The organism is Deinococcus humi (genome assembly GCF_014201875.1).
GTDB classification, from domain to species: Bacteria; Deinococcota; Deinococci; order Deinococcales; family Deinococcaceae; genus Deinococcus; species Deinococcus humi.
In genome coordinates, this window is the sequence record NZ_JACHFL010000010.1 from 22,985 (window position 1) to 44,829 (window position 21,845).

Sequence of the window (21,845 nt, forward strand, 5' to 3'; positions counted from 1 at the left end):
CCGTTAGTTTCCAAACTGGATGTCAACCGTTCTCTTCTTCTGAGAACGGTCGTTTTCTGTTTCCCGTTCAGGCTGCTTTCCCCCTGGCTTGCCAGACACGTTTGTTTCATCCCCGTAGTCCTGCCGGATGGACATGGCCCTCGGGGCATAAGTGACCTGCTGTTGTTCCACGTCACCGGCAACCCTGAGCTGCCTGATGTCCTCAACGGTGAAGCACTTTTCAGCAGGAATCAGAACGTGGGCGTGGGGATGGTCCGTATGGCCCTGCGCTCCGGCATGGACCACCAGCATGTAGTTGTCAATGTTGTTTCTCTCAAGAACACTCCGCGCCCAGCGTTCCGTCTCCTGAGCGGTCATCCCGGCGTTGCCGCTGCTCATCACCACCCGGTACAGATGGTCTCCATTCGACTGCTCCAATCGCTTTTCCAGCTCACGCCTGCCCTGCTCTCCATCGTCAGCAAGCCGGAACCGTCCATCTCGCGTGATCACCTCCCGGTCTCCCGGCTCGGCTTCCAGGGTGGGCCGCCGGGTAAAGTAATCGATGCTTTTCATGCCGATCCTGGCCTTCACTGCGCCCTGACTGGCCGTCTTGAAATTCATTTTGATGATGGTGGCGATGACTCTTCCTCCTCCACGTCCGCCTGATTCATCAACGGATCATCCACGAGCAACCGTCTCCAGTTTCCAAAGCCCTTGATGTCCTCTCGCAACTCCTTATAGGTGCTGTCCCAGTTGCGTCGCTCAAGCTCACGCACCCGCTCCCGGTCAAGCTGAGGCGGCAGAATCAAGCTGGCCTGCACCATCCGCCGGGCGGTTCCCGCTTCCATGTAACTCCTGACCATCATCTCCATCAGGTTTTCCATCATCTGGTTGATTTCCTGACGCACGGCAGAGCGAATATGGGGGGCCAGAAGCTGGTCTGAAGTGCCCTTGTAATCGTGAATAAACGCCTGCTCCAGCAAATGGCCAGCGTAAGCGTAGACCGACATATTTTCCTGGTCACACTTTTGCTTGATGCGCCTCGCCAGTTCCTCGCTGACCCCCACCTGCAATCTCACCTGTTTGCTGGACACTGATCGCCCTCCATTTCCTGTCTCTTTTTTATTTATTTCTCTTCACCCTGCTGAGTAGCGGTGTAGTCAGAATTCAATCCGAAAAAAGCCGTCCCAGTGGGCAAATCTGTAATTCATTACTCTTACTCCTTATCCTGCCCACTTTGCCGAAACTCGCCCCCCGTCCGCCGCCCTTGCCCTCACCAGCCGAACCAGACCACACCGTAGATTTACTCTAAAGTTCATAATTCAACTTGTATTAGTTCAGGAAAACAATGCCAAAGTCAAGTTCTACCGAAGCACGCCATTGCGCCTGCTTGGGGAGAATCAAGACATGAAACACCCCATGCACTGGGGGTTGCTCTGCCCAAGCCCAGGCCTGGGCGCTCACCTGGCTGCTGCGCTATTCTGCCGCCGCGCTCTGCGTTGCCTCGTTTGCCTGGGCTGCGGGCTGTGCCCTGGGAACCTGCCTCCTGGCCTGACCCGCGTCCACCACCGCCTCGCCTGGTGTCAATTTCTTGCTGGCGCGCTTCCGCTTTTTCTTCAGTGATTTTCTGAATTCCTCCGCGCGGGCCTTGAAATCAATCTTGCCACCCATGACGTCATCCTCATAGGCGATTCCCGCTGCGCCGCGCAGAGTGGTCAGCTCCAGTTGTCTGAGGGTCTGCTGGTGCCAGTTGGTAAACGCTTCGTCCCGCTGGGTCATCAGATCGCGGTACTGAGACCCCCGCACCGCAAAGGACTTCTCAATGGGCAGACAGTCGATCTCGCCTGCCTTCGCGGCTTCACGGAACTGCCGGATGTACTTGACCTGAATCTTCGTCTCCATCAACGCAATCAGGTCTGACAATTTCACGAACCCAGTGTGTGTCATGGCGCATTATTAGCACAGATTTCGGCAGATTGTCGGTGTCAAAGTCAAGATATAATGCGCAATAGGACAGATCAAGAGCCTCACCGCTTTGGGTGCAACTCACCTGACGAACACCGTTCAGGTTCAGTGGCCGTTGTCAGGGGAAAGGACATTTCCAAGTCGTTTCAGGGCTTGGTATGAACGGGTACAAGCGGGCCTGGGACAACACGCTGAAAAAGCAGGTGTACGTTCACCGCCTGGGCCGTGCGCTGCTGCCGGGGAAATGATTCACCATCTGAGCGGCGATCAGCACGATCTACGCCCCGAGAACTTGTTGGCGCTTCCCAGCCAGGCCGCGCACATGGTGGTGGAGCATATCGAGCGCAAACGCTTGCGCGGGATGGCTCCCCTGTTTGAACTGGATGAACTGGGGTTGGGGTCTGTTTGTCTGCCGCCGGATTCGAGCGGACGGAGCTGAGTCTTTGTTGTCTGGCGCAGCGTTTGGGCTAGCCCCGTCTCTACTCGTCATCATCCGTTCGCTTGCGCGGTAGGCTGGGCCGGAAGGCCAGCTTGGGGGAGGCCAACACCTGGCGCACCTCGCGTTCAAAGGGCCCTCCAGCCAACTCCCGTGTTGATGCGAGCGGCTGGACGCGGTTTATGGTCCCCATTGCCCCACCAGCCGCTCCAGGAACGGTGGCTCCTTGTCAGCACCGGTGTGCTCGTGGTGTTGCAGCTTCAGTCCAGCCGTCTTGACGGGGGCTTCAGTCCTGGGCTGGTGCGCTGGCGGAGGCGTGGTGGAGGAGACTGGGAGGAGGGGGAGGTGAAAGGGGGGAGGGGGGCTCTTTGTGGTCTAACGTCTGTTAGATTCCAATATCCATGCCAGCCAACGGCTCCCCCACTGCAAAAGAATCCACAGATCGCTCAGGTGTGTCGTCGGACACGGGATCCTTGATTGCAGGACCTACAGCGGGTGGTTCGGGATTGAGCAGTTCAACCGCAGGTCAAGGGTGCCGAGCAGACCGGAGCTGCGCAGTCCGACAACACTGCAGGCCCAGGCTGCAGCCCGGATGACTGGCCGGAATCCACAGCGAAGCTGGAACAGTGGAACGCCGACTCTCCTGGCGTCAGGGCGCCTTCCTCACTGGAACGCTTAGCGCTCAGCGCGTTCCGAGCCAGAATTGCACCAACCCTTTGCCCGTCGGGGGCTCCAGCCTGACCCGGAGCGGTTTTTGGGATTGGCTCCATTCAGCCTGCGTGGACTGAAGCCCAGGCTCCTCAGTGCGCGCTTCCAGTCTTGCCCCCTGGCCCCGACAGAGCGAATCGGGCCAAATTGGTCAACGTTAAATGAAGCTGACGGCTTGACAAAAAAACTGTCTGAGGCAGTGTTCAGGGACAATAGGCCATGTCCAGACCGCTTCGCCTGCTGTTCACGGCGCTGGCCCTGTCTGCCAGTGCCGCTGCCCTTCCCGCCAGCGTGACGCTGAAGAACATTCGTCATGAGTATCAGGGGCCAGACAACTGCGCGCCCGTCACTGCCCTGACCGTGCTGGGGTACTACGGCACCAGTGTGACGCAGGCGACGGCGGCAGCGGCGATGAAGGACTATCCCGGCGACCCGCAGGTGAGCAGTCTGGAACTCGCGGCCTACCTGGGGAAATTCGGTCTCCGGAGCGTCATTCGTTACGCTGGTGATGTCGAAGTCCTGCGCGAGCTGGTCTCACGGGGCTTTCCAGTGGTCGTGCAACAGCGGCTCAAGTCCGGCAGCAATGTGGCGCACTTCCGTACCGTTTACGGCTACAGCAGGGGGGCGTTCCTTCTCAGCGACCCCCTGCGCGGCCCAGCCCTGCGCCTGAGCAACGCTGAGATGACCGATCTGTGGCGCTTCTACAACGGTGAGTATCTGGTGGCCTACCCACCTGCCAGAGAGGGTGAGGTTCAGGCAGCGATGGGGGACGATTTCAATGCCACCGCCAACTGGCGGCATGCCCGGATGCACGGCGAGCAGGACGTCAAGGCACGGCCCGGCGATCCCTACGCGTGGTGGGGGCTGGCCAAGGCGACGCTGCGGCTGGACGACGCCGCGACAGCCGCACAACAGTTTGACCGTGCCGTCAACTTGGGCGTGCCCACCATCTATTACCTGTACCGTCAGGAGGCCTTCGAGGCGTGGACGCTGGCGGGCTGGTACACCAAAACACTTCAGATCACTGGACGCGCCCTGGACGCCTTCCCGAAGAGCAAGGAATTGCTCAAATTCCGCGAGCTGGCCGAAGGGGCACTGGAGGAATAAGGGGTGCCTGGATTGACCTCAACCGCGATGACACGGGGACAAGAGGTCAGCAATGGGGATGGAAGAGGGCGATGAACTAAGCGGACCGGGCTTTAAAGTCAGTTAGGCAGGGATCGGGAAAACCAGGGCATCCCCTCTCCCATGCACATCACGTCCATGGACTGACCCCCCAGGAGCGGACCAGGAGGCAAGACACTTCGCCACTGTCAGCCCGTAGGCTGACGGTACTGAAGGAGCTGATCTGCCCGGACGCATCCACAACCGCGCGTTCAAGCTGGAGATCGTCAATCAGATCAAGAGCGGCCAGCAGACTACCGCTCAGCTCAGCCGCGCACACAGCCTTTCGTCCAGCCTGATTCATCGGTGGCACAAGGAGGGCGACGCCCGAGGGGAAGCGGCCTTCATCGACCAGGTCAAATCGGCGGGCAGCCGCCAGGGGGCCTGAATCGTCCGGGCGCGGGCCCACTCGAAGGCGAACATGCGCCGGTACTCGTTGATGGCGCCGGCGTCGCTCGTGGCGAGCGTGTACGCGCCCAGGCCGAGTGGCCCAAAGGAGGAAGAGTGCAGGTTCTGGCTCCCACCAGTGAGCATCTGCCCGTCGATCAGGGGGCCTGGGTGTGCAGCCCGCCCGCCGTGCCGTACCAGCGGGCCTGCACGTGGTCTTGCAGGCCCAGCGGCGCGAGTTCGGCCTGGAAGCCACGCAGTAGGACCAGCGTCTCGGCCTGGAGCAGGGGGTTGTAGTCCAGCAGCAGCGTGACGCCCCGCTCGCGGATCGCGGGCACGGCGGCGCGCCACATCAGCAGGTGAAAGGCAGGGTCACAGCCGCCCGGCTCGGACAGCTTGCCCACGCAGCCCAGGGTGCCGCTCACCTGGGACTGCATCACGTCGATGCTCGTACCCGCCGCCGCGAAGAGGGCGCTCACCGTTTCGGCGGCGTCCTGGGAGTCGCGGCGGCGGTAGAGGGGATACACCCGGGCGGTCCCGGCAGCGGGGACAGGGGCCATCCAGCCGAGCGGCAGCGGGGATGCCCGCACCTGAAAGGCACAGTCGCGCCGCAGCGTCGCTGGCGACGGCGGGGTCCGGCACGTGAGCAGCCGGCTCAGGGACCACCCGTCGCGGAAGACCGCCAGCGCGTTCCGGGCGACCGGGCCATGCACCCACAGGGCGAGGTCCGTCAGGTCGAGGCCGCGCCCGCTCGGTGCCGTCTGGGGCTCGTGGACGAAGCTGATGTTATACCCGCCGACCAGCACCCGCTCGCCGTCCTACACGACAAGCTTGACGTGATCGTGAGGCAGAGCATAGGCATAGTTGGCGATCTCCAGCCGCCAGCCGGGCACAGAGGCCCCAGTCAGCGGCACGCCCGCTGCCAGCAGGTGCCGGGCGGCCTTGTAGGCGTTGGCCGCTGGATCAAGGAGGTCGCCCAACCGGTTGGAGTTGCCCAGCATGACGCGCCCGGTCACGCCCTCCTGGTAGCGGTCGGGGAACGCGGCCACGTCCCGCCGCAGGGCGGCGATAGCCTGGGCGACCCGCGCTCCCGGCGCATCCGGGCCGTCGTCCCAGATCATGTTGGCGATCAGCAGTTCCCGGCGCGTCTGGCGCGACTGGTCGACCAGCATGTCGAAGGCTCCCCCCGGCCGTCGTGGCTGAGCGCTGTAGGCGGGGTCGCCAGTCGGGAAGTGCAACAGCCCTTCCACCTGGTTTCCGCAGCGCCGCGCCCTGTCCCCGTGTTCGTTCAAACAGCAGGCGGTCGAGAGGCGCTTGAGGCACCGGATAGGTGTTCAGGCCCAGACCGTCGAGGGCGACCGTTTCGGGTGCGGACAGCTCGCCTACCACCTCAAAGCTGGCCGCCACAGCCCCGACCTCCCAGACCAGGCGTCAGGGACCAGCAGGAGCACCAGCCAGACTAGCGCCCAGGCGATGGAACGGGTGAGGGGAACAGGACACGCTTTCTGAGGCGAACTTGCCCTCGATGGGCGAACGGAACCGAGAATCAAGCGTGGAAACTCCTCGCAGCTGCCGGGCGGCCGCATGGAACTTCTCCACGACAGCACCGGGGGCCTCGTCTGTTCAAGCAAGGTTGTGGGGCGGCAAGGGTGGGACAGGTGCCCCTGCAGTTAGCCTCAGTTGCCCATACACTGTACCCATGAACAAATGCTCATACATATTGCAACAGGAGGAGGCTGCTTGACACGAGCGTCTGTTTTCCCACTGCGAGACATTCACTCAGGAGTAGTGAGGAATTCAGGGTCAAGCTGCGTCGTGGAAGAGGCTGGCAATGGATAAGTTCGTCAGGGCCGTGAGCAAGGACCCCCTGCGGTAGAGCTAGTGAGGTAAGAGCCGTGCTGAACCTGATTTCCTTCCAATCGAGTGCGCTCGGGGCACTGGGCCAGCTCGCACTGCTGGGTGCACTCGCCTTCACGCTAGCCGGGACGTGGCTAGCGGTCGTCGGCGGGCTGAGGGCCGACTCGCGGGTCACCGAGGCGACGCGGCGGGCGGTGTGGGCGGTCTTCGCGCTGGTGAGCCTCGGCACGCTGACTTTGATGGCGGCGCTGCTAGGGGACGACTTCAGCGTACGGTACGTGGCCGAACACTCCATGCGGGCTTCCCCAACCTGGATGAAGGTCACGAGCCTCTGGGGAGCACTCTCCGGGTCGATTCTGCTATGGACCTGGTTGCTCTCGGCTTACGCTTTCGTCCTCAGCTTGACCCTGCGGCGCGACGCCCTGCGGCCCTGGGCGCTGGGCACGATGTTTGTCAGCCTGCTGTTCTTCGTGGGCGTGTGTGCCACCATTGCCTCGCCGTTCACGCCCGTCTCGACCCTGCTGGCCGATGGGCGCGGCCCCAATCCGGCGCTGCAGAACCACTGGATGATGGCCGTTCACCCGGTGCTGCTGTACCTGGGCTTCGTGGGCCTGAGCGTGCCCTTCGCCTACGCGGTGGCTGCCCTGGTCACGGGCCGACTCTCGGACCACTGGGTGGTGGTCACGCGCCGCTGGACGCTGGTGGCGTGGACGTTCCTGACCGCCGCCATCGTCGCGGGCGGCTGGTGGAGTTACGAGACGCTGGGCTGGGGCGGCTACTGGGCCTGGGACCCGGTGGAGAATGCCTCCTTTATCCCGTGGCTGCTGACCACCGCCTTCCTGCACAGCATCCAGATTCAGGAAAAGCGCGGGTTGATGCGTTCGTGGAACGTCTGGCTGATCGTGCTGGCGTATTCCAGCACCGTGCTGGGCACGTTCCTGAACCGCAGCGGCATCGTCCAGAGCGTCCATGCCTTTGCGGGCGGTCCGGTGGGGCCGGTGTTCCTGGGCTTCCTGGCCTTCCTGCTGATCGTGGGCATCGGTCTGGCCGCCTGGCGTGCGCCGTTCCTGCGCGACGAGGCGGAGGTGCCCGCCCCGATCAGCCGCGAGGGCGCGTTCCTGGCGGGCAACTGGTTGTTTCTGGTCTTCGCCTTCATGGTGCTGCTGGGCACCCTGTTTCCCACCTTTGTGGAAGCCGCGCAGGGCCGCCGGGACGCCAGCGTGGGACCCGCCTTCTACAACGCCTTCGCCATTCCGCTGGGCCTGGGCCTGCTGCTGCTGATGGGCGTGGGGCCGCTCCTGCCGTGGCGACGTGCGAACGGCCAGAGCCTGATGCGGGCGCTAGTTCCGCTGCTGGCCTCTGGTCTGGGCGCGGCGCTAGTCGCCTTCATCTTCGGCGTTCGTGCCCCCGCCGTGCTGATCACCGTGGCGCTGGCCGCCTACAACCTCGTCGGGCTGGGACTGCTGACCGCCCGCGCCGCGCGGCAGAGTGGTGGTCTGGGCCGAACGTTGCAGGCACAGCCGCGCCGTTACGGGGCGTACACCGCCCATGTCGGTCTGGTGGTGCTGGCGCTGGGGCTGGCCTTTAGCGGGGCGTACCGACAGGACGCCCAGGCCACCCTGAATCTGAAAGCTGCCCCCAGGACCCTCCTGCGCGAACAACTGGCCTTGACCGGGCTGCGGCAGGAAGACCTGGGTTTCGGAACCTCCGCCATCGCCTCCGTCTCCATTGATGGCAGACCTTTTGAGGCGCGGCTGAACACCTACACCCAGGCCCCCGGCGCCCTGTTTCCTGCCCCCGCCGTGCGCTATGGCCTGCTCGGCGACACGTATCTGGTGGTCACCAGCATTGACCCGAAAGGGCAGTGGGCCAGCGTTCGCCTGATCGAGAGCCCGCTGGTGTCGTGGATCTGGTGGGGCACCCTGATCATCTGCATCGGTGCGGGCCTGACGCTGGTCAGCCCGGCACGGCCCCAGATGCGCGCCGCCTCTGCCGGACTGGCCCCGGCGACGGATTGAGGGGGCTGACGGGTGATGGTAGATGGAGCAGGGCCAGGGCGACTTGCGTTTTCTTTGGCCTTCTCGGTGGCCCTCTCTCGTTCCGGACTGTGCCCGCCCGGCATACCAGATTCGCGGCGTCCCTGTGACAACTCCCACGACGAGGAAGGAGCAAAGATGACCCGCCTGAGAGCTGACCATGACTGACACGCCGAGAGCTGAACCATCCAAACCCAATTCTGCCCCTATCTGGCGGCGCGTGCTGCCTCCCCTGATTGCGGCGGCGCTGGTGGGCGTGCTGGGCTATACCCTGCTCAGTCCGGCGAAGAATGCCACCACCGGCGGCCCGCTGATCGGCAAGCCCGCGCCAGATTTCACCCTGACCAGTCTGGACGAGGTTTCCATTAGTCTGGCAAGCCTCAAGGGCCGCCCCGTCGTCCTCAATTTCTGGGCGTCGTGGTGCGGCCCCTGCCGCGAGGAAGCGCCGCTTTTCCGCGAGCTGGGCGCGCAGCAGACGGCGGACGGCGCAGCCATTCTGGGCATTCTGTTTCAGGAAACCAAGGAACAGAATGCCCGCGATTTCATCAAGGAATTCGCGCTGGCCTACCCCACCCTGAGAGACCCCGGCATCAATACGGGCGTCGACTACGGCGTGTCCGGCATCCCCGAAACCGTCTTCATCGACAAGGAAGGCATTGTGCAGTTCATGGACCGGGGCGGCCTGACCCGCGAACGCCTGAACGCGGGGCTGGAGAAGATCGGTGTGAAGGGGATATGACCGGGCGAGTGAGCAACGGGGCCTCTGCTCCCTCCCTCTCCGTGGGGGAAGGCAGAGGAGAGGATGCAGTTCAGCGGCGAACCCGCCCCACACGTCTTTCTCGCCTTCTGCCCGCCGCCCTCTGCCTTCTGCTCTCCTTCGCCCACGCCGCTGCCCCCAGCACGGCCCCCCTGACCTTGCCGCCCGCACAGGAGCAGCGCGCCGTCGCCATCCAGAAGAACTTGCGCTGCCCGCTGTGCGACACCGGGGAATCCGTCGCCGAATCACGCAGCGACATCAGCATCAAGATGCGCGAGTCGGTGCGTGAGCAGATCGCCGATGGGCGCAGCGATTCGGAGATCTACACCTTCTTCTCGCAGCGTTACGGCAACTTCGTGTTGCTCGATCCACCCAAGACCGGGCGCAACCTGTTGTTGTGGGGCGGGCCGCTGCTGGCACTGGCGGGCGGCGGCGCGGCGCTGTGGACCTTCTTACGCCGCCGGGGAACGGCCTCCGCTCCCGCCGAAGGGGCGCAGGACGCCGAACCCTACGACTCTTACCTGGATCAGGTGCGCCGCGACACGGGTGGAGGTGGGCCGTGATCCTCAGCCTGTTGCTGCTGGCTCTCATCGGCGCGGCGGCGCTGTGGCTGGTCCTCGAACCCCTGCGCCGCGCCGCCCCCGAAGACCCGGACGCCCCCGAACGCGCCCGACTGGCTGCCGAGCGGGACCGACTGTACGGCGAGCTGAACACGCTGGAGGACGAGGCCCGCCGCCCCGCTCTGGAACGCCGCGCCGCGCTGACCCTGCGCGCCCTTGACGCCCTGCCTCCCGCCGCGAAAACTGGAAACCCAGGCCGCCCACGCACGCTGGCGCTGATCGGTGTGGGGGTAGCGGCGCTGCTGACGGTGGCGGGTGCAGTGACCTTTATTCCGCGCTGGCAACTGGCCTCGCTGGACACAGGTGAAGCCGGGAAGGTGCAGGCTGTTCTCAAACTCCCTGCACTGAAGGAAACGGCCCGGAAAACCGAGAAGAACGCCGATTATCTGGCCTGGGGCCGGGCGGCCTTTGATTCGTCCAATTACGATCAGGCGGTCAGCGCTTATGGCAACGCGCTCAAGACTGATCCACGCCAGCCCGAAGCATTGCGCCGCCTGGGAATTCTCCTCCTGACGCGCGGTGAACAGACGGGCACGCCGATCAACGCCGAGGACGCCCAGCGCGCCGCCCTGCTGATCCGCACCGCCGCCCAGCTTGCCCCCAAGGAACCTGAATCTCAGTTGCTGCTGGGGTTCGCCCTGTCCCGCTTCGGCCAGGATCAGGACGCCCTGACTGCGCTGGAGCGTTACCGCACCCTGAACCCTGCCGGACGCGACGCCGACGAGGTGATTACTTCCCTGCGTGCCCGCCTGAATCAGGGCGATCCGGCCCTGAGTCTGTACGCCGGAAGCTGCGCTTCGTGCCACGGCGCGGCGGGCGGCGGAGGCATTGGCCCGAGCCTGCGCGAGTCCATCCTGAGCCGCGCGGCCCTGCGAAGCATCACCGTGAACGGTAAGGGGGCCATGCCCGCCTACCCGAAACTGACGGACGCCCAGTTGAAGCTGCTGCTGGACCTGCTGGAAAAATGGCAGAAGGAGAGGTGATAAAAGAGGTATGATCAATAGTTCGGACAGTTTTAAGCAGCTTTCAAGCCAAAATTGAGCGGCTCAGACGGTTTCCCGTTTAATTCTTCATAAGTGGCTAGTGGGTCACTTGACGCAGGAGTAGGCTTTGTGCATGCCACGACGTCAGAAGCAGCCTCTTCGAGTCCTGACGGATGCCGAGCTGGTCGAGCTGGAACGGCTCAATCGCGTGCAACCTCAGCACCTGACACTTTGAGGATCTGACGCTCCAGTCGTAGGAAATGGCGTCTCCAGGAGCTGAAGGTAGGCCCAGAACTTCTCCAGTCCCCACCGGACCGCCTGAGCAGGCCAAAGCTGCCGCGCTGGCTGCCGTTCCTGACACCGTCACCAGCGTCCAGCTTGGCAACGAGAACGGCTTCCTGGTCTACGATGTGACCATCGGCAACCAGGAGGTGATTGTGGACGCGGGCAACGGCAGGGTGCTGTACCAGGGCGCGGTGGACGCGGGCGAGAGCGGGTGGGAACCTTGATTCGTCTCTCTGTTCAGACGGCGTGCCCTGAACCCGGACAAGCGTCTGGGATCGGCTCGGTTTTGGAATCGGTTCACAGGCACAGGAGCAGGCTGGTACACTCACCCACACAACCCATTCTGGGAACAGTTCGGGGAGGACGAGCCCATCCAACGTACCTGGCCTTACACGCTCAGGCGCCCGCAGTTCGGCGTGAACCATACGCCTACCAATTCCAGCCGATCAGAGGTTGACATGAAGACAAATGAGATTCGATCAAGATGGTGGGGGCGCTCCAGGCGTGGCGTGGTGGTCAATGGCCTGCTGGCACTGGCCGTGGTGAGTTGCGCCGGAACATCAACGCCTGTGGCTTCAGGGGAGCCGGAGCCCGCACCATCCGTACCTGCGCAGGTGACCGTGCAGCCACAGGCGCTGGTCTTCAGCGGCACCGTAGGGGCAGTGGGCACCGCGCAGTCCGTCACCCTGCGCAATCCAGGCACAGCCCCGGCGACCATTACCGCCCTCGATGTCGCCGGACCGAATGCGGGCGATTTTGCCGTGGTTGGGACACCCCCTCTGCCCTGGACGGTTCCAGCGGGCACTGCGGTGTCCGTTCAGGTGCGGTTGCGGGCGGGGACAACGGTCGGTGTATTGCAAGCGCGCCTGCAGGTGGACGGAACGACCTCTTCTGAGGTGGCCTTGAATGGCTTGCGTGCCAAGGGCCTGGAAGGGGAAAACGAGCCGCCGCTGGCGCAGATTGTGCAAGCCCTGGGTTTTGGGGTGAACGTGGGCACTCCAAACCTGGTCCTGGGCACCAGCGCCGCGCCGGTCGGCGACGAGGTGAGCGTGCCCGTCTTTGTGCGGGCCGCAGAGGGGCCGGTGACGTTGACGCCAGTGGCACGGTATTCGCCGGACGGAGCGGTGCCGTTCGGCTACTACCAGCCGGGCAGTCCCGCGCAGACGCACGTTACCGGCACGCTGGCGGTAGGCACCCACCAGATGCTGGCGCCGGACTTGTCATCCGGCACGGTGTCCTTCAATCCAGGTCCAGGGGCCTTCGGCGTGTTCCTGCCGGCCAATGGCTATGCAACGCAGGCCACGTACACACAAGACGCGCTCAACACCGGGACGACGAAGCATGGCGTGCGGGTCTATCCCCTGAAGGACGCGGCCGGTGTGATAGTCGCGCATGCCTACCTTCTGGCGTTCGAGCTAGGGATGAATGGGGACTATCAGGATGCCGACTTCGTCCTGCAAAACGTGCAGCCTGCCCAGGTCCCCTGAGGGCTGACCGGCGCTCACTCAAGCACGTTGTCATGGGGTTCGGGAGCATGCAGCAGGTTCATGGACCGGTGACGGGCCACGCATTAGGGCGCCGGAGATGGCGCGTCATCCAGCTCCTGTGCCTTGGCGGCTTGGTTGTCACCGAAGAACCCGCTGTGACTGATGTGCGCCAAGCGCTGTACTGCCTACGGCAGCTGATCCTCGGCAAGGCAGCCGTTCCGCAGGTCTGGATGCCGCTCTGCCGGTCGGTGAACATTGTGGTGGGCAGCACCAAGGCATGGTAGCGCCGGGCGATCGCATGGCCGGGGTCCGCGCCTGTCACCATGCTGAACTCAAACTGGTCGTCGTACCGCCGCACTTCTTCCAGGGTGGGGTGCTCCAACTGGTGCTGTCGCAGCACTCGGTCGGTGTTCCGGTAGGGCGTACACTCGACGTCGCCGAACAGCACGATCACCGCCTGCCGCACATTCCGGAGGGGCTGACCTGACGGCCATTCAGATCCGTCAGATGGACGTCCGTAGCGCGGATAGGGACGGCGCCGCCCGCTTGGGTAGGCGAAAGCGCACTCAGACTCTGCAGGGGCAGGACATGGAGAACCCGCTCACGCCCATCACGACCTGCGAGTTGACCAGCGGTTGCATCAGGTCCCAGCGGGATGCGCAAACCCACGAAACCCTGCCTGACCATCGGGCCGGCCATGGTGCCCACCGTGGAACTGAACAGGCCTGTGGCACAGAACAACCGGCAGCTCCGTGCGCGTGGCAAGCCTGCAATGTCACCCAGATGGCCCCGGGGCGGACGCTGCTCGGCATTGCGTGAGTGATCGTCACTTCAGGCGTACCGTACGACAAAGCCGCTGAACGCAAGCGGAAGATTGCTTTGCACGATCAGCAGGTCCCCCCTGCTGATTCGCTTCTTGACGTCGTGCCCTTCAGCCCCTGTCCACGACAACCCGACCTCGAGGGGTGCTCACCACGATCCCCAGGAGGGCGAGGGCCGCGACCCCGACCGGCCAGTCCCCCAGTCGGACGTAACACGTCTGCCCTTCCTGTAAGGCGAAGCGTGCCGGGAGCGCCCCCGTCTGCTTGAGCGGCAGCGCCTGCGCCACCTGCCCCCTTGGGTCGATCACCGCGGTGACGCCGATGTTCCCCGCGCGCAGCAGGAAGCGGCGGGTCTCGATGGCCCGCACCCGTCCCATCTGGAAGTGCTGCTCGACCCCATTCCCGGCATTGAACCAGCCGTCATTGGACACATTCACCAGAACCCTTGCACCGTCCTGCACCAATCCGCGGGCGATCCCGGGGAAGACGCTTTCGTAACAGACGTAAGCGCCGTAAGCCACCGCGCCCAGCGTCAGCGGCCGATCTCGCTGGGCCGGTTGCAGTCCGGTGAGATCGGGCAGGCCCAGCGCCCGGAAGACCCACCCGTACAGTGGGGCCAGGGGTTCACGGAGCGGGAAATACTCTGCGAACGGCACCCGACGCCGTTTGTCATAGGCGCCCAACAGGCTCCCCTCCCAGGCCTCGACCCGGTTCTGCCCCGGACGGGCGACGCCGATCAACAGGGGCTGGGCAGGCAGGCGTGCCGTGTCGCGGCCGGTGACCGCGGTTTCCGGCCAGATTGCCAGGTCGCCGGCCGCGGCCGCGCTGAGACGGGCATAGACTGGCAGCGGGTCAGCGGTGCCCGCAACCTTGTCCAGTGGATTGAGGTTGCCCTGCACCAGCAGGGCGCGGTGCGTCGGCGGTTCCACTGCTGGTCGCGTCAGCCCGTAGACGAGCGCCAAGCCCCAGACGGGGAGGACGAGCGCCAGAGGTCGAGCCTCTCGCTGGGCCAGGCTGGCGAGCGCCGCCGCCATGGTGGTGACCAGCAGGCTGGCCAGCAGCACCCCCCCAAGATCAGCCACCTGGATCAGCCCAGTGGGCAGCAGCGTATAGCCCAGGGTGCCCCAGGGAAAGGCGAAGGGCCCCAGGTGCCGCAGCCACTCCAGCACCACCCAGCCGAAGGCCAGGCCCCAGACCCGCCCCAGGAATGTGGGGAGCAGCCGGGCCACGGCCAGTCCCAACAGCGCGTAAAAGCCGCCTTCGAGCACGAACAGCGCTGGGAAGAGCAGCGCGCCCGCCAAGCCGAAGAGTTGCGCGAAGCTGAGCGGTAAGAAGAGCAGGTGCAGGCTGAAGAAGGCCGTCATGCTCCAGAACAGTCGGGCGGCCACCCGGCGCGGGGACTTGGGGCGACTGACCCACCAAAGCAGCGCGGCAAGGGACAGCGGCGTGAGAAAGCTCCAGCTGTACGGCAGGCCCGTGAGCGCCAGCCCCGCGCCCAACAGGACGGACAGCAGAAGGGCCGCCAGCGAGGAGCGTTGACTGGACACGGCGGTGCGGGTCTGGGCCACGGGCTGTCCAGTCACCGTTCCATCACTGTGCTTGATATCTGTACACCCATACAGATATTGTATGGCATGACGAGTTCTTCCATCCCAGGGACGCCCCTGCGCTACTTCGTGGAGCGAATGGACTGCGCTGATTGCGCCCGCACGGTGCAGAGCGCGCTGACCCGCCTCCCCGGCGTGGCCGACCCCAAAGTCAATTTCACCACGCAAACGCTGAGCTTAAACCTCGACGAGGCACAGCTGCCCCGCGAGAAACTGGAACACACCCTCCGCACCCTGGGGTATCCCCCCACCCTGGAGCCTGGTCCAGCGGCAACCTCCGCCCTGCGCTACTTCGTGAACAATATGGACTGTGCGGACTGCGCGGCCAAGGTGCAAGGGGTGGTCTCCCGCCTGCCCGGTGTGGGTGAATCCAACGTCAACTTCACCACACAAGTGCTCAGCTTGACGTTGGACGAAACGCGCACACCGCGCGCGACCCTGGAGCAGGCCCTGCGCTCTATCGGCTACCCGCCCGAACAGCAAGCGGACGCGTCTGTCACCCCGGGCGCACCCCGTCCAGCGCGGGTAGAGTTGCCGTGGTACCGGACCAGTAAGGGGCGTAACGTGCTCCTGACCGGTGCGCTGCTCCTCCTGGCCTTCATCTTTGGCCTGGTCGCGCCGCCTTTCGCCTTCTGGGCGTACGCGGCCGCCACCTTCATCGGCGTGTGGCCCCTCGTGCTCAAAGCGTTCGCCAGCACCCGCTTGGGCGAACCCTTCACCATCAACACCCTCATCAGTGTCGCTGCCATCGGGGCCATCGCCATCGGTGAAGCGGCGGAAGGCGCGTTGGTCGTCTTTCTGTTCGCCATCGGGGAACTGCTGGAAAACGTCGCTGCGGGCCGCGCCCGGGCCGGCATTCAGGCCCTCGCCGCCCTCGCCCCCAAGACCGCCCTGCTGCTCGAGGCTGGCCAGACCCGCGAGGTACCCGTCGAGCAGCTGCAGGTCGGTCAGCTGGTCCGGGTGCAGCCCGGCGGCCGTGTGCCCGCCGACGGCACCATCACCGAGGGCCACTCCAACCTCGACGACAGTCCCGTCACGGGCGAGAGCGTCCCCGTGCACAAGAGCGCCGGAGACACGGTGTACGCGGGGAGCATCAACACCGACGGCGTGCTCACCGTGCGGGTCGACAAGGGGGCCAGTGACAACACCATCGCCCGCATCATCCACCTGGTGGAGGAAGCCGAGAGCAGCAAAGCGCCCACCGCGCGCTTTATCGACCGCTTCTCCCGTTGGTACACGCCCGCCGCCATGGGCATCGCGCTGCTGTTCGCCGTCCTCCCCCCGCTGCTGTTCGGTCAGCCGTGGCACGAGTGGATCTACAAGGGCGTGGCGCTGCTGTTGATCGCCTGCCCCTGCGCCCTGGTGTTGAGCGTGCCCGCGGCCGTGACCAGTGGGATCAGCGCGGGTGCCCGCCAGGGCCTACTTATCAAGGGTGGGGCCGCCCTGGAAACCATCGGCAGCGTGAATACCATCGCGTTTGACAAGACGGGCACCCTGACCGAAAACAAGCCGCAAGTCACTGACGTTGTGCCCCTGAGCGCTTCCGAGCAGGAGGTCGTGGTTCTGGCCGCCGCTGTCGAAACAGGCAGCGCGCACCCACTCGCCAAAGCCATCTTGGGACGGGCGGGGGAGCTGGCCATCCCGGCGGTGGCGAACGCCCGTGCCATTCCGGGCAAGGCCGTCACGGCGACCGTCGGTGGCCGCGTCCTGGCCGTGGGTTCGCCCCGGTACGCGCAGGAGTTGGCGCCCCTATCACCCGACGTACAGAGCCGCATCGAAGCGCTCGAACATCAGGGCAAGACGGTCGTGGTGCTGCTGAATGGTTCCGTCCCCCTGGGCCTGCTCGCCATCCGGGATGAGCCGCGCGCGGACGCCAAAGCGGCCATCGCCAAACTCCACGCCCTGGGCGTGAAGGCCGTGATGTTGACCGGCGACAACGCCCGAACGGGACGCGCCATCGCGGGTGACCTCGGCCTGGACGTGGAAGCCGAACTGATGCCCGAAGACAAGCTCCGCCGGATTGCCGAACTCAAGCAGAGCGGCAAAGTGGCGATGGTGGGCGACGGCATCAACGACGCGCCCGCGTTGGCTCAGAGCGACGTCGGGATAGCCATGGGCGGCGGGACGGACGTGGCCCTGGAAACCGCAGACGCCGCGCTGCTGCGACACAGCGTGACTGGGGTCAGTGACCTCGTTCAGCTCTCCCGCGCCGTGATGACCAACATCCGCCAGAACGTCACTTTTGCCCTGGGTCTCAAGGCCATCTTCCTGGTGACCACGCTGCTCGGCCTCACCGGGCTGTGGCCCGCCATCCTCAGCGACACGGGCGCCACCGTACTGGTGACCGCCAACGCCCTGCGCCTGCTGCGCTTCACGCCAGCGCCCTGATGAGGCTGCTGAGCGATCCTCAGGAGAAGCACTTGTGATGACCGTCACTGTCTACACCGTTCCACACTGCTCGTCCTGTGAAGCCATCAAACGGTTCCTGCAGGCCCGTGCTGTGCCCTATCGCGAGAAAAACGTGCGCCTGGATCCTGCTGCCCTGGCAGAGATGCAGGCTCAGGCGAACGTCCGCATCGCGCCCGTCACCGTGATCGGCGAGCAGGTCTTCTACGGCACCTTTGAGGATCAGCGCCCCCTGCTGGAGGCCGCCCTGCGAGACAATGGCGCATGACCACCCTGACTGATGTCAAAGCCGAACGGGCCGCCGACTGCGAGATCCACTGTGTTCATCCGGAGGCGGTGGCGCGGGCGTTGTCACGGCTGCCAGACGACGCACTGATCGAGCGGGCCACCACCCTCACGAAGGTGGTAGCCGATCCCACGCGGCTGCGGATCCTGTCCGCCCTCGCGCTGGAGGAGCTCTGCGTGTGTGACCTTGCGGTCATCGCAAACATCAACGAGTCCACCATGAGTCACCAGTTGCGTCACCTGCGCGCCCTGGGCCTGGTGACGTTCAAGAAGGTGGGCCGCATTGCCTACTACCGCCTCGCCACCACCCACGTCACGCGCCTCATCGCGGACATCCTGGGGCACGCTCAAGCCACCTGAAGCTGAGGCCGCCTCGCGCGGCCTCACGCCACCCCCGCTCCTCCAAGGATTTCTCTTTTGAACGACTTCATCGCTTCCGCCCTTTTAGGCCTCGTTGAGGGGATCACCGAGTTTTTGCCCGTGTCCTCCACAGGCCACCTGATTGTCGCCGCTGACCTGCTGAACTTCCGCGATGCAGGCGGCACGTTCGAGATCGTGATTCAACTCGGCGCGGTGCTCGCCGTCATCGTGTACTACGCCCGCGATCTGTGGGGTCAGGCGCGCGCGCTGCCCACCTGTGCCGATACGCGCCGTTTGTGGCTGGGCATTGCCGTGGCTTTTCTGCCCGCCGCAGCGCTGGGCTATCTGTTCAGTGATGAGATTACGCGTTCCTTGTTCTCTCCGCTGACGGTGGCGATCTCCCTGATTCTTGGCGGCGCGGTCCTGTGGTGGATTGAAGGTCGAACCTTTCCGGCCAGCACCACCGCCCTGACTCAAGTCAGCCCCCGCCAGGCGCTGCTGGTGGGCTGCGCGCAGTGCCTCGCGCTGGTACCCGGCGTGTCTCGGAGTGCCTCCAGCATCATTGGCGGCCTGTTGACTGGTCTGGACCGGCCCACTGCGACCGCGTTCTCATTTTACCTGTCCATCCCGACGCTGGGACTGGCGACGCTCTACGCCTTGATCAAAGGGCAAGAAGCGCTGAACGGCATGCAGCTCGGACCGCTGCTCCTGGGCTTGGGGGTATCTTTCGTCACCGCACTGATCGTCATTGGCTGGTTGCTGCGCTACGTCTCGCGGCACAACTTCCGCGGCTTTGCGGTGTACCGCATGCTGGCGGGCCTCGTCATTCTGGGGTGGGCCTTATGGCATTAGGTTCTTCTGGTCAGCTTCGTGGCCTGGCGTTCCTCCTCGGCGCAGGACTATGCATCCTGCTGGATCAGGCGCTCAAGCTCTGGACTGTGCAGACCTTCGCAGAGGGAGCGTTCCGCGACTTCATTCCTGGGGTGCTGAGTCTCGGGCTGGTGTACAACACGGGCGCGGCGTGGAGCCTCTTTTCGGGTGCGGCGCTGCCGCTCGCTGGGCTGCGCCTGGTGATCGGGGCGGCGCTGCTCGTGTACTTGGTGCGCCGTCCCGTGCCGCCCCTCACGGGCGTGGCTCTCACCCTGATTGCCAGTGGGGCGCTCAGCAACTCGCTGGACGGCTGGCGGCTGGGCAAAGTGGTGGATACCTTGTCTGCCCATACGTTTTCAGCCGTCACGCGCCTGCTGGGACAGGGCAGCTTTCCGATCTTCAATCTGGCGGACGTGTGGGTGGTGTCGGGCGTTGCGCTGCTGATGCTGCTCAGCTTCCATTCCAAGTCGGCCCCGCCCAAATCACAAGCCCCTTCGCCGTAAGCAGGAGGTTCACATGACCATCCACAGCCGCTTTGGTGACAGCACGCTGGCCTTCTTGCGGGACGGCTACGCCTTCATTCTGCGCCGCAGCGAGCGGGCCCAAGCCGACGTGTTTCAGACCCGGTTGCTGATGCTGCCTGTGACGTGCCTGCACGGCGAGCAAGCGGCACAACTGTTTTACGACCAGGAACGTTTTGAGCGGCGCGGCGCGGCCCCAGCCCGCGCGCAGAAGACCTTACTGGGTGAGGGCGGCGTGCAGGGGCTGGATGATGAGGCGCACCGGGTGCGCAAGCAGATGTTCATGTCGTTGATGACGCCGGAGCGACTGCGTGACCTGACGAACCTGACCACCACGCAGTGGCACGCGTCAGTGGTGAAATGGGAGACGCAGACCCAGGTGGTGCTGCTCGATGAGGTGCAGGACCTGCTGTGCCGCGCCGTGTGCCGTTGGGCAGGCGTGCCGCTGCACGGCGGGGAAGTTGCCCTGAGGACAGCGGATTTTGCCGCCATGATTGACAGCGCCGGTGCGGTGGGCGTCCGGCACTGGCGGGGACGGCTGGGCCGCGCGCGGGCAGAGCGCTGGGCGGCCAGACTGATCGCTCAGGTCCGCGCAGGCACGCTCACGCCCGACCAGGCCAGCGCGCTGCACGTCATCGCGCACCACCAGGACGTGTCGGGCGCGCTGCTGGACGAGCGCGTCGCCGCTGTGGAGTTACTCAACGTCCTGAGGCCCACGGTGGCGGTCGCCCTGTACGTGGTGTTTGCGGCGCTCGCCCTTCACGACTTTCCAGAAGCGGCTCGGCGTCTGGCAGAGGGCGGCCAGACAGCGCGGAAGCACTTCGTACAGGAAGTGCGGCGATTTTACCCGTTCTTTCCCTTTGCAGCGGCCAAGGTCCGCCAGGATTTCGAATGGCATGGGCACAAGTTCACACGTGGACAGCGGACCCTGCTCGACCTGTACGGCACCAACCATGACCGACGTTTCTGGGGGGATCCAGAAACCTTCCGGCCGGAGCGCTTTCGGCATTGGAACGGGAGCCCTTACACCTTAATTCCACAGGGCGGCGGGGATCATTTCCAGGGGCACCGCTGCGCTGGAGAGTGGATCACCATTGACCTGGTCCAGAACGCACTACATTTCCTGACCGATGAATTGGAGTACACGGTGCCGGTGCAGAACCTCCGGATGAGCTTGCGGCGGTTCCCGGCCCGCCCCGCCAGTCGCCTCGTGCTGAGTCAGGTTCGGCGCCGCGCCCGTGCGGCAGGTTGACCGTGGGCCCAGTCCAGCTCAACCCTGAGCACAAAATCCCGTTCCAATCGCGGCGGGCCCAGCAGCGTCAGGGGATCACAGGGTCACCTCACCTGACGCTCCCGGAGGACGTGGGCTTGCCTGATCACCCGGGGTTGGTCCGGTTCCGCCCCCTTGAACGGTCGGCCTGGCGGGTCGTGATGTGCTTTGCAAGGGTCACGGGTGGCCGCAGGACCGCCAATTTCGGATACCTCAACCACACTCCCGGGACGTTGACGCCAATGAGTGGCCGCCACCGAGGCAGTCTGCATGCGTGCGGTGAATGGCGGTCCTGACAACAGGTGAATGACCATGAGTGAAAACGACGAACCTACCCTTGACGCCAACCAGGCCGCTGACCGCCGCATTTTGTGGCTGGTGCTGCTGATCAACCTCGCACAGTGCCTGACCGGCGCTGCGGTTGGCTTCTGGGCCTCCTCGACCGCCGTGATCGGCGCCGCCCTTGACAACTTGGCCGACGCGTCGGTCTACGGGGTCAGCCTGTACGCGGTGGGCCGCGCCGCAGCCATCAAGGTGCGCGCCGCCCGTCTGTCCGGGTGGCTGCTGATTGGATTGAGCGTTCTGCTGCTCGTGGAGGTGCTGCGCCGGTTTTTCGGTGGTGAGGAACCGATCGGCCCCGCGATGATGGCCATGGCGGCCGTCAACGCGGCCCTGAACCTGATCTGTCTGCACCTGCTCAAGCGCCATCAGGGCGAGGATGTCAACTTCAAGGCGTCCGCTATTTTCACCAGCAATGATTCCCTCGTCAACCTGGCGATCGTGCTGTCCGGCGCGCTGGTGATGTGGTTGGACTCCAAGCTGCCGGACCTGATCCTCGGACTGCTGGTGTCAGCCATTGCAGCCAATGGCGGCCGGGAGATCCTCTCGGAAGCGGCCTCGGCAAGTGAAACAGCTGGAGCGGAATCTACTTGAAGGCGGTGGTCTGAAGCCTTGTCACGTTCGTTGAGCGTCTGATCGCACCGGGCACGGCGCTCATCGTCTGTAGGTCTGTACAGATGGACTTTATAGTCCTCCTGGCGT

General features: G+C 64.7%; 22 protein-coding genes. 16 read left to right on the top strand and 6 right to left on the bottom strand.

The window, feature by feature from the left end:
* Nucleotides 1-3: 3 nt before the first annotated feature.
* The 3 genes from HNQ08_RS16820 to HNQ08_RS16830 all read right to left on the bottom strand — a co-directional run bounded on the left by HNQ08_RS16820 (nucleotide 4) and on the right by HNQ08_RS16830 (nucleotide 1,908).
* Entirely contained in the window at nucleotides 4-600 is a 597-nt protein-coding gene (locus HNQ08_RS16820) for a hypothetical protein (protein WP_184134693.1), read from the bottom strand.
* Complete coding sequence (locus HNQ08_RS16825; RefSeq protein WP_184134696.1) at nucleotides 597-1,073, bottom strand: hypothetical protein; 477 nt, start codon at nucleotides 1,071-1,073, stop codon at nucleotides 597-599. Before HNQ08_RS16825 ends, HNQ08_RS16820 begins: the two co-directional genes overlap by 4 nt.
* Nucleotides 1,074-1,455: 382 nt before the next feature.
* Complete coding sequence (locus HNQ08_RS16830) at nucleotides 1,456-1,908, bottom strand: hypothetical protein (protein ID WP_184134699.1); 453 nt, start codon at nucleotides 1,906-1,908, stop codon at nucleotides 1,456-1,458.
* A 280-nt stretch (nucleotides 1,909-2,188) separates the two neighbouring features.
* Here HNQ08_RS16830 and HNQ08_RS16835 point away from each other — a divergent pair, with 280 nt between their 5' ends.
* Nucleotides 2,189-2,383, top strand: coding sequence for a hypothetical protein (locus HNQ08_RS16835; protein WP_229790096.1), 195 nt, complete (start codon nucleotides 2,189-2,191; stop codon nucleotides 2,381-2,383).
* Between the two features lie 924 nt (nucleotides 2,384-3,307).
* The gene (locus HNQ08_RS16840) at nucleotides 3,308-4,195 is read left to right on the top strand and encodes a C39 family peptidase (protein ID WP_184134702.1); all 888 of its coding nucleotides are present in this window, start codon (nucleotides 3,308-3,310) and stop codon (nucleotides 4,193-4,195) included.
* 602 nt (nucleotides 4,196-4,797) lie between these two features.
* Here the strand turns inward: HNQ08_RS16840 and HNQ08_RS16845 are convergent.
* Complete coding sequence (locus HNQ08_RS16845) at nucleotides 4,798-5,445, bottom strand: hypothetical protein (protein WP_184134704.1); 648 nt, start codon at nucleotides 5,443-5,445, stop codon at nucleotides 4,798-4,800.
* Nucleotides 5,446-5,457: 12 nt separating this feature from the next.
* Nucleotides 5,458-5,811: a phospholipase D-like domain-containing protein gene (locus HNQ08_RS16850; RefSeq protein WP_184134707.1), complete on the bottom strand. Its 354-nt coding sequence runs from the start codon at nucleotides 5,809-5,811 to the stop codon at nucleotides 5,458-5,460.
* 723 nt (nucleotides 5,812-6,534) lie between these two features.
* Here HNQ08_RS16850 and HNQ08_RS16855 point away from each other — a divergent pair.
* The 7 genes from HNQ08_RS16855 (at nucleotide 6,535) to HNQ08_RS16885 (ending at nucleotide 13,151) form a co-directional block, all read left to right on the top strand.
* Nucleotides 6,535-8,514: a heme lyase CcmF/NrfE family subunit gene (locus HNQ08_RS16855; RefSeq protein ID WP_184134709.1), complete on the top strand. Its 1,980-nt coding sequence runs from the start codon at nucleotides 6,535-6,537 to the stop codon at nucleotides 8,512-8,514.
* A gap of 178 nt (nucleotides 8,515-8,692) precedes the next feature.
* Nucleotides 8,693-9,271 (top strand): TlpA family protein disulfide reductase, encoded by a 579-nt coding sequence (locus HNQ08_RS16860; RefSeq protein WP_184134712.1) that lies wholly within the window; start codon nucleotides 8,693-8,695, stop codon nucleotides 9,269-9,271.
* A complete protein-coding gene (locus HNQ08_RS16865; protein WP_184134714.1) occupies nucleotides 9,268-9,852 on the top strand; it encodes a cytochrome c-type biogenesis protein in 585 nt (194 codons plus the stop codon). Before HNQ08_RS16860 ends, HNQ08_RS16865 begins: the two co-directional genes overlap by 4 nt.
* Nucleotides 9,849-10,892 (top strand): c-type cytochrome, encoded by a 1,044-nt coding sequence (locus HNQ08_RS16870; protein WP_184134716.1) that lies wholly within the window; start codon nucleotides 9,849-9,851, stop codon nucleotides 10,890-10,892. Before HNQ08_RS16865 ends, HNQ08_RS16870 begins: the two co-directional genes overlap by 4 nt.
* A 260-nt stretch (nucleotides 10,893-11,152) precedes the next feature.
* A complete protein-coding gene (locus HNQ08_RS16875) occupies nucleotides 11,153-11,401 on the top strand; it encodes a PepSY domain-containing protein (RefSeq protein WP_184134718.1) in 249 nt (82 codons plus the stop codon).
* 234 nt (nucleotides 11,402-11,635) lie between these two features.
* Nucleotides 11,636-12,664 (top strand): hypothetical protein, encoded by a 1,029-nt coding sequence (locus HNQ08_RS16880; protein WP_184134721.1) that lies wholly within the window; start codon nucleotides 11,636-11,638, stop codon nucleotides 12,662-12,664.
* Between the two features lie 298 nt (nucleotides 12,665-12,962).
* Nucleotides 12,963-13,151 (top strand): hypothetical protein, encoded by a 189-nt coding sequence (locus tag HNQ08_RS16885; RefSeq protein WP_184134723.1) that lies wholly within the window; start codon nucleotides 12,963-12,965, stop codon nucleotides 13,149-13,151.
* A 444-nt stretch (nucleotides 13,152-13,595) separates the two neighbouring features.
* On the opposite strand, the gene lnt is transcribed toward HNQ08_RS16885, so the two are convergent.
* Nucleotides 13,596-15,068, bottom strand: a complete 1,473-nt coding sequence (gene lnt, locus HNQ08_RS16890) for an apolipoprotein N-acyltransferase (protein WP_229790095.1) — start codon at nucleotides 15,066-15,068, stop codon at nucleotides 13,596-13,598.
* 51 nt (nucleotides 15,069-15,119) lie between these two features.
* On the opposite strand from lnt, the gene HNQ08_RS16895 reads away from it, so the two are divergent.
* From HNQ08_RS16895 to HNQ08_RS16925, 7 genes are all read left to right on the top strand, one after another.
* A complete protein-coding gene (locus HNQ08_RS16895; RefSeq protein WP_184134726.1) occupies nucleotides 15,120-17,480 on the top strand; it encodes a heavy metal translocating P-type ATPase in 2,361 nt (786 codons plus the stop codon).
* A 37-nt stretch (nucleotides 17,481-17,517) separates the two neighbouring features.
* Complete coding sequence (locus HNQ08_RS16900; RefSeq protein WP_184134729.1) at nucleotides 17,518-17,766, top strand: glutaredoxin family protein; 249 nt, start codon at nucleotides 17,518-17,520, stop codon at nucleotides 17,764-17,766.
* Nucleotides 17,763-18,143, top strand: coding sequence for an ArsR/SmtB family transcription factor (locus HNQ08_RS16905; protein WP_184134731.1), 381 nt, complete (start codon nucleotides 17,763-17,765; stop codon nucleotides 18,141-18,143). Before HNQ08_RS16900 ends, HNQ08_RS16905 begins: the two co-directional genes overlap by 4 nt.
* Nucleotides 18,144-18,200: 57 nt before the next feature.
* Nucleotides 18,201-18,995 carry an undecaprenyl-diphosphate phosphatase gene (locus HNQ08_RS16910; RefSeq protein WP_221284253.1) on the top strand — a complete coding sequence of 265 codons (795 nt, stop codon included), beginning with the start codon at nucleotides 18,201-18,203 and terminating at the stop codon, nucleotides 18,993-18,995.
* Complete coding sequence (gene lspA / locus HNQ08_RS16915) at nucleotides 18,986-19,516, top strand: signal peptidase II (RefSeq protein ID WP_184134734.1); 531 nt, start codon at nucleotides 18,986-18,988, stop codon at nucleotides 19,514-19,516. The genes HNQ08_RS16910 and lspA overlap by 10 nt, the downstream gene beginning before the upstream one ends.
* A gap of 13 nt (nucleotides 19,517-19,529) precedes the next feature.
* Nucleotides 19,530-20,786, top strand: coding sequence for a cytochrome P450 (locus HNQ08_RS16920; RefSeq protein ID WP_184134737.1), 1,257 nt, complete (start codon nucleotides 19,530-19,532; stop codon nucleotides 20,784-20,786).
* Nucleotides 20,787-21,116: 330 nt separating this feature from the next.
* Complete coding sequence (locus HNQ08_RS16925) at nucleotides 21,117-21,737, top strand: cation efflux transmembrane domain-containing protein (RefSeq protein WP_184134740.1); 621 nt, start codon at nucleotides 21,117-21,119, stop codon at nucleotides 21,735-21,737.
* Nucleotides 21,738-21,845: the final 108 nt, after the last annotated feature.

Excerpts from the sequence above, each read along its gene's own strand:
- lspA (WP_184134734.1), top strand. The coding sequence starts at position 18,986 with ATGGCATTAGGTTCTTCTGGTCAGCTTCGTGGCCTGGCGTTCCTCCTC.
- HNQ08_RS16905 (WP_184134731.1), top strand. The coding sequence starts at position 17,763 with ATGACCACCCTGACTGATGTCAAAGCCGAACGGGCCGCCGACTGCGAG.
- HNQ08_RS16835 (WP_229790096.1), top strand. The coding sequence starts at position 2,189 with ATGATTCACCATCTGAGCGGCGATCAGCACGATCTACGCCCCGAGAAC.
- HNQ08_RS16920 (WP_184134737.1), top strand. The coding sequence starts at position 19,530 with ATGACCATCCACAGCCGCTTTGGTGACAGCACGCTGGCCTTCTTGCGG.
- HNQ08_RS16900 (WP_184134729.1), top strand. The coding sequence starts at position 17,518 with ATGACCGTCACTGTCTACACCGTTCCACACTGCTCGTCCTGTGAAGCC.
- HNQ08_RS16865 (WP_184134714.1), top strand. The coding sequence starts at position 9,268 with ATGACCGGGCGAGTGAGCAACGGGGCCTCTGCTCCCTCCCTCTCCGTG.
- HNQ08_RS16925 (WP_184134740.1), top strand. The coding sequence starts at position 21,117 with ATGAGTGAAAACGACGAACCTACCCTTGACGCCAACCAGGCCGCTGAC.
- HNQ08_RS16860 (WP_184134712.1), top strand. The coding sequence starts at position 8,693 with ATGACTGACACGCCGAGAGCTGAACCATCCAAACCCAATTCTGCCCCT.
- HNQ08_RS16850 (WP_184134707.1), bottom strand. The coding sequence starts at position 5,811 with ATGCTGGTCGACCAGTCGCGCCAGACGCGCCGGGAACTGCTGATCGCC.
- HNQ08_RS16880 (WP_184134721.1), top strand. The coding sequence starts at position 11,636 with ATGAAGACAAATGAGATTCGATCAAGATGGTGGGGGCGCTCCAGGCGT.
- HNQ08_RS16885 (WP_184134723.1), top strand. The coding sequence starts at position 12,963 with ATGGCCGGGGTCCGCGCCTGTCACCATGCTGAACTCAAACTGGTCGTC.
- HNQ08_RS16875 (WP_184134718.1), top strand. The coding sequence starts at position 11,153 with ATGGCGTCTCCAGGAGCTGAAGGTAGGCCCAGAACTTCTCCAGTCCCC.
- HNQ08_RS16820 (WP_184134693.1), bottom strand. The coding sequence starts at position 600 with ATGAATTTCAAGACGGCCAGTCAGGGCGCAGTGAAGGCCAGGATCGGC.
- HNQ08_RS16840 (WP_184134702.1), top strand. The coding sequence starts at position 3,308 with ATGTCCAGACCGCTTCGCCTGCTGTTCACGGCGCTGGCCCTGTCTGCC.
- HNQ08_RS16895 (WP_184134726.1), top strand. The coding sequence starts at position 15,120 with ATGACGAGTTCTTCCATCCCAGGGACGCCCCTGCGCTACTTCGTGGAG.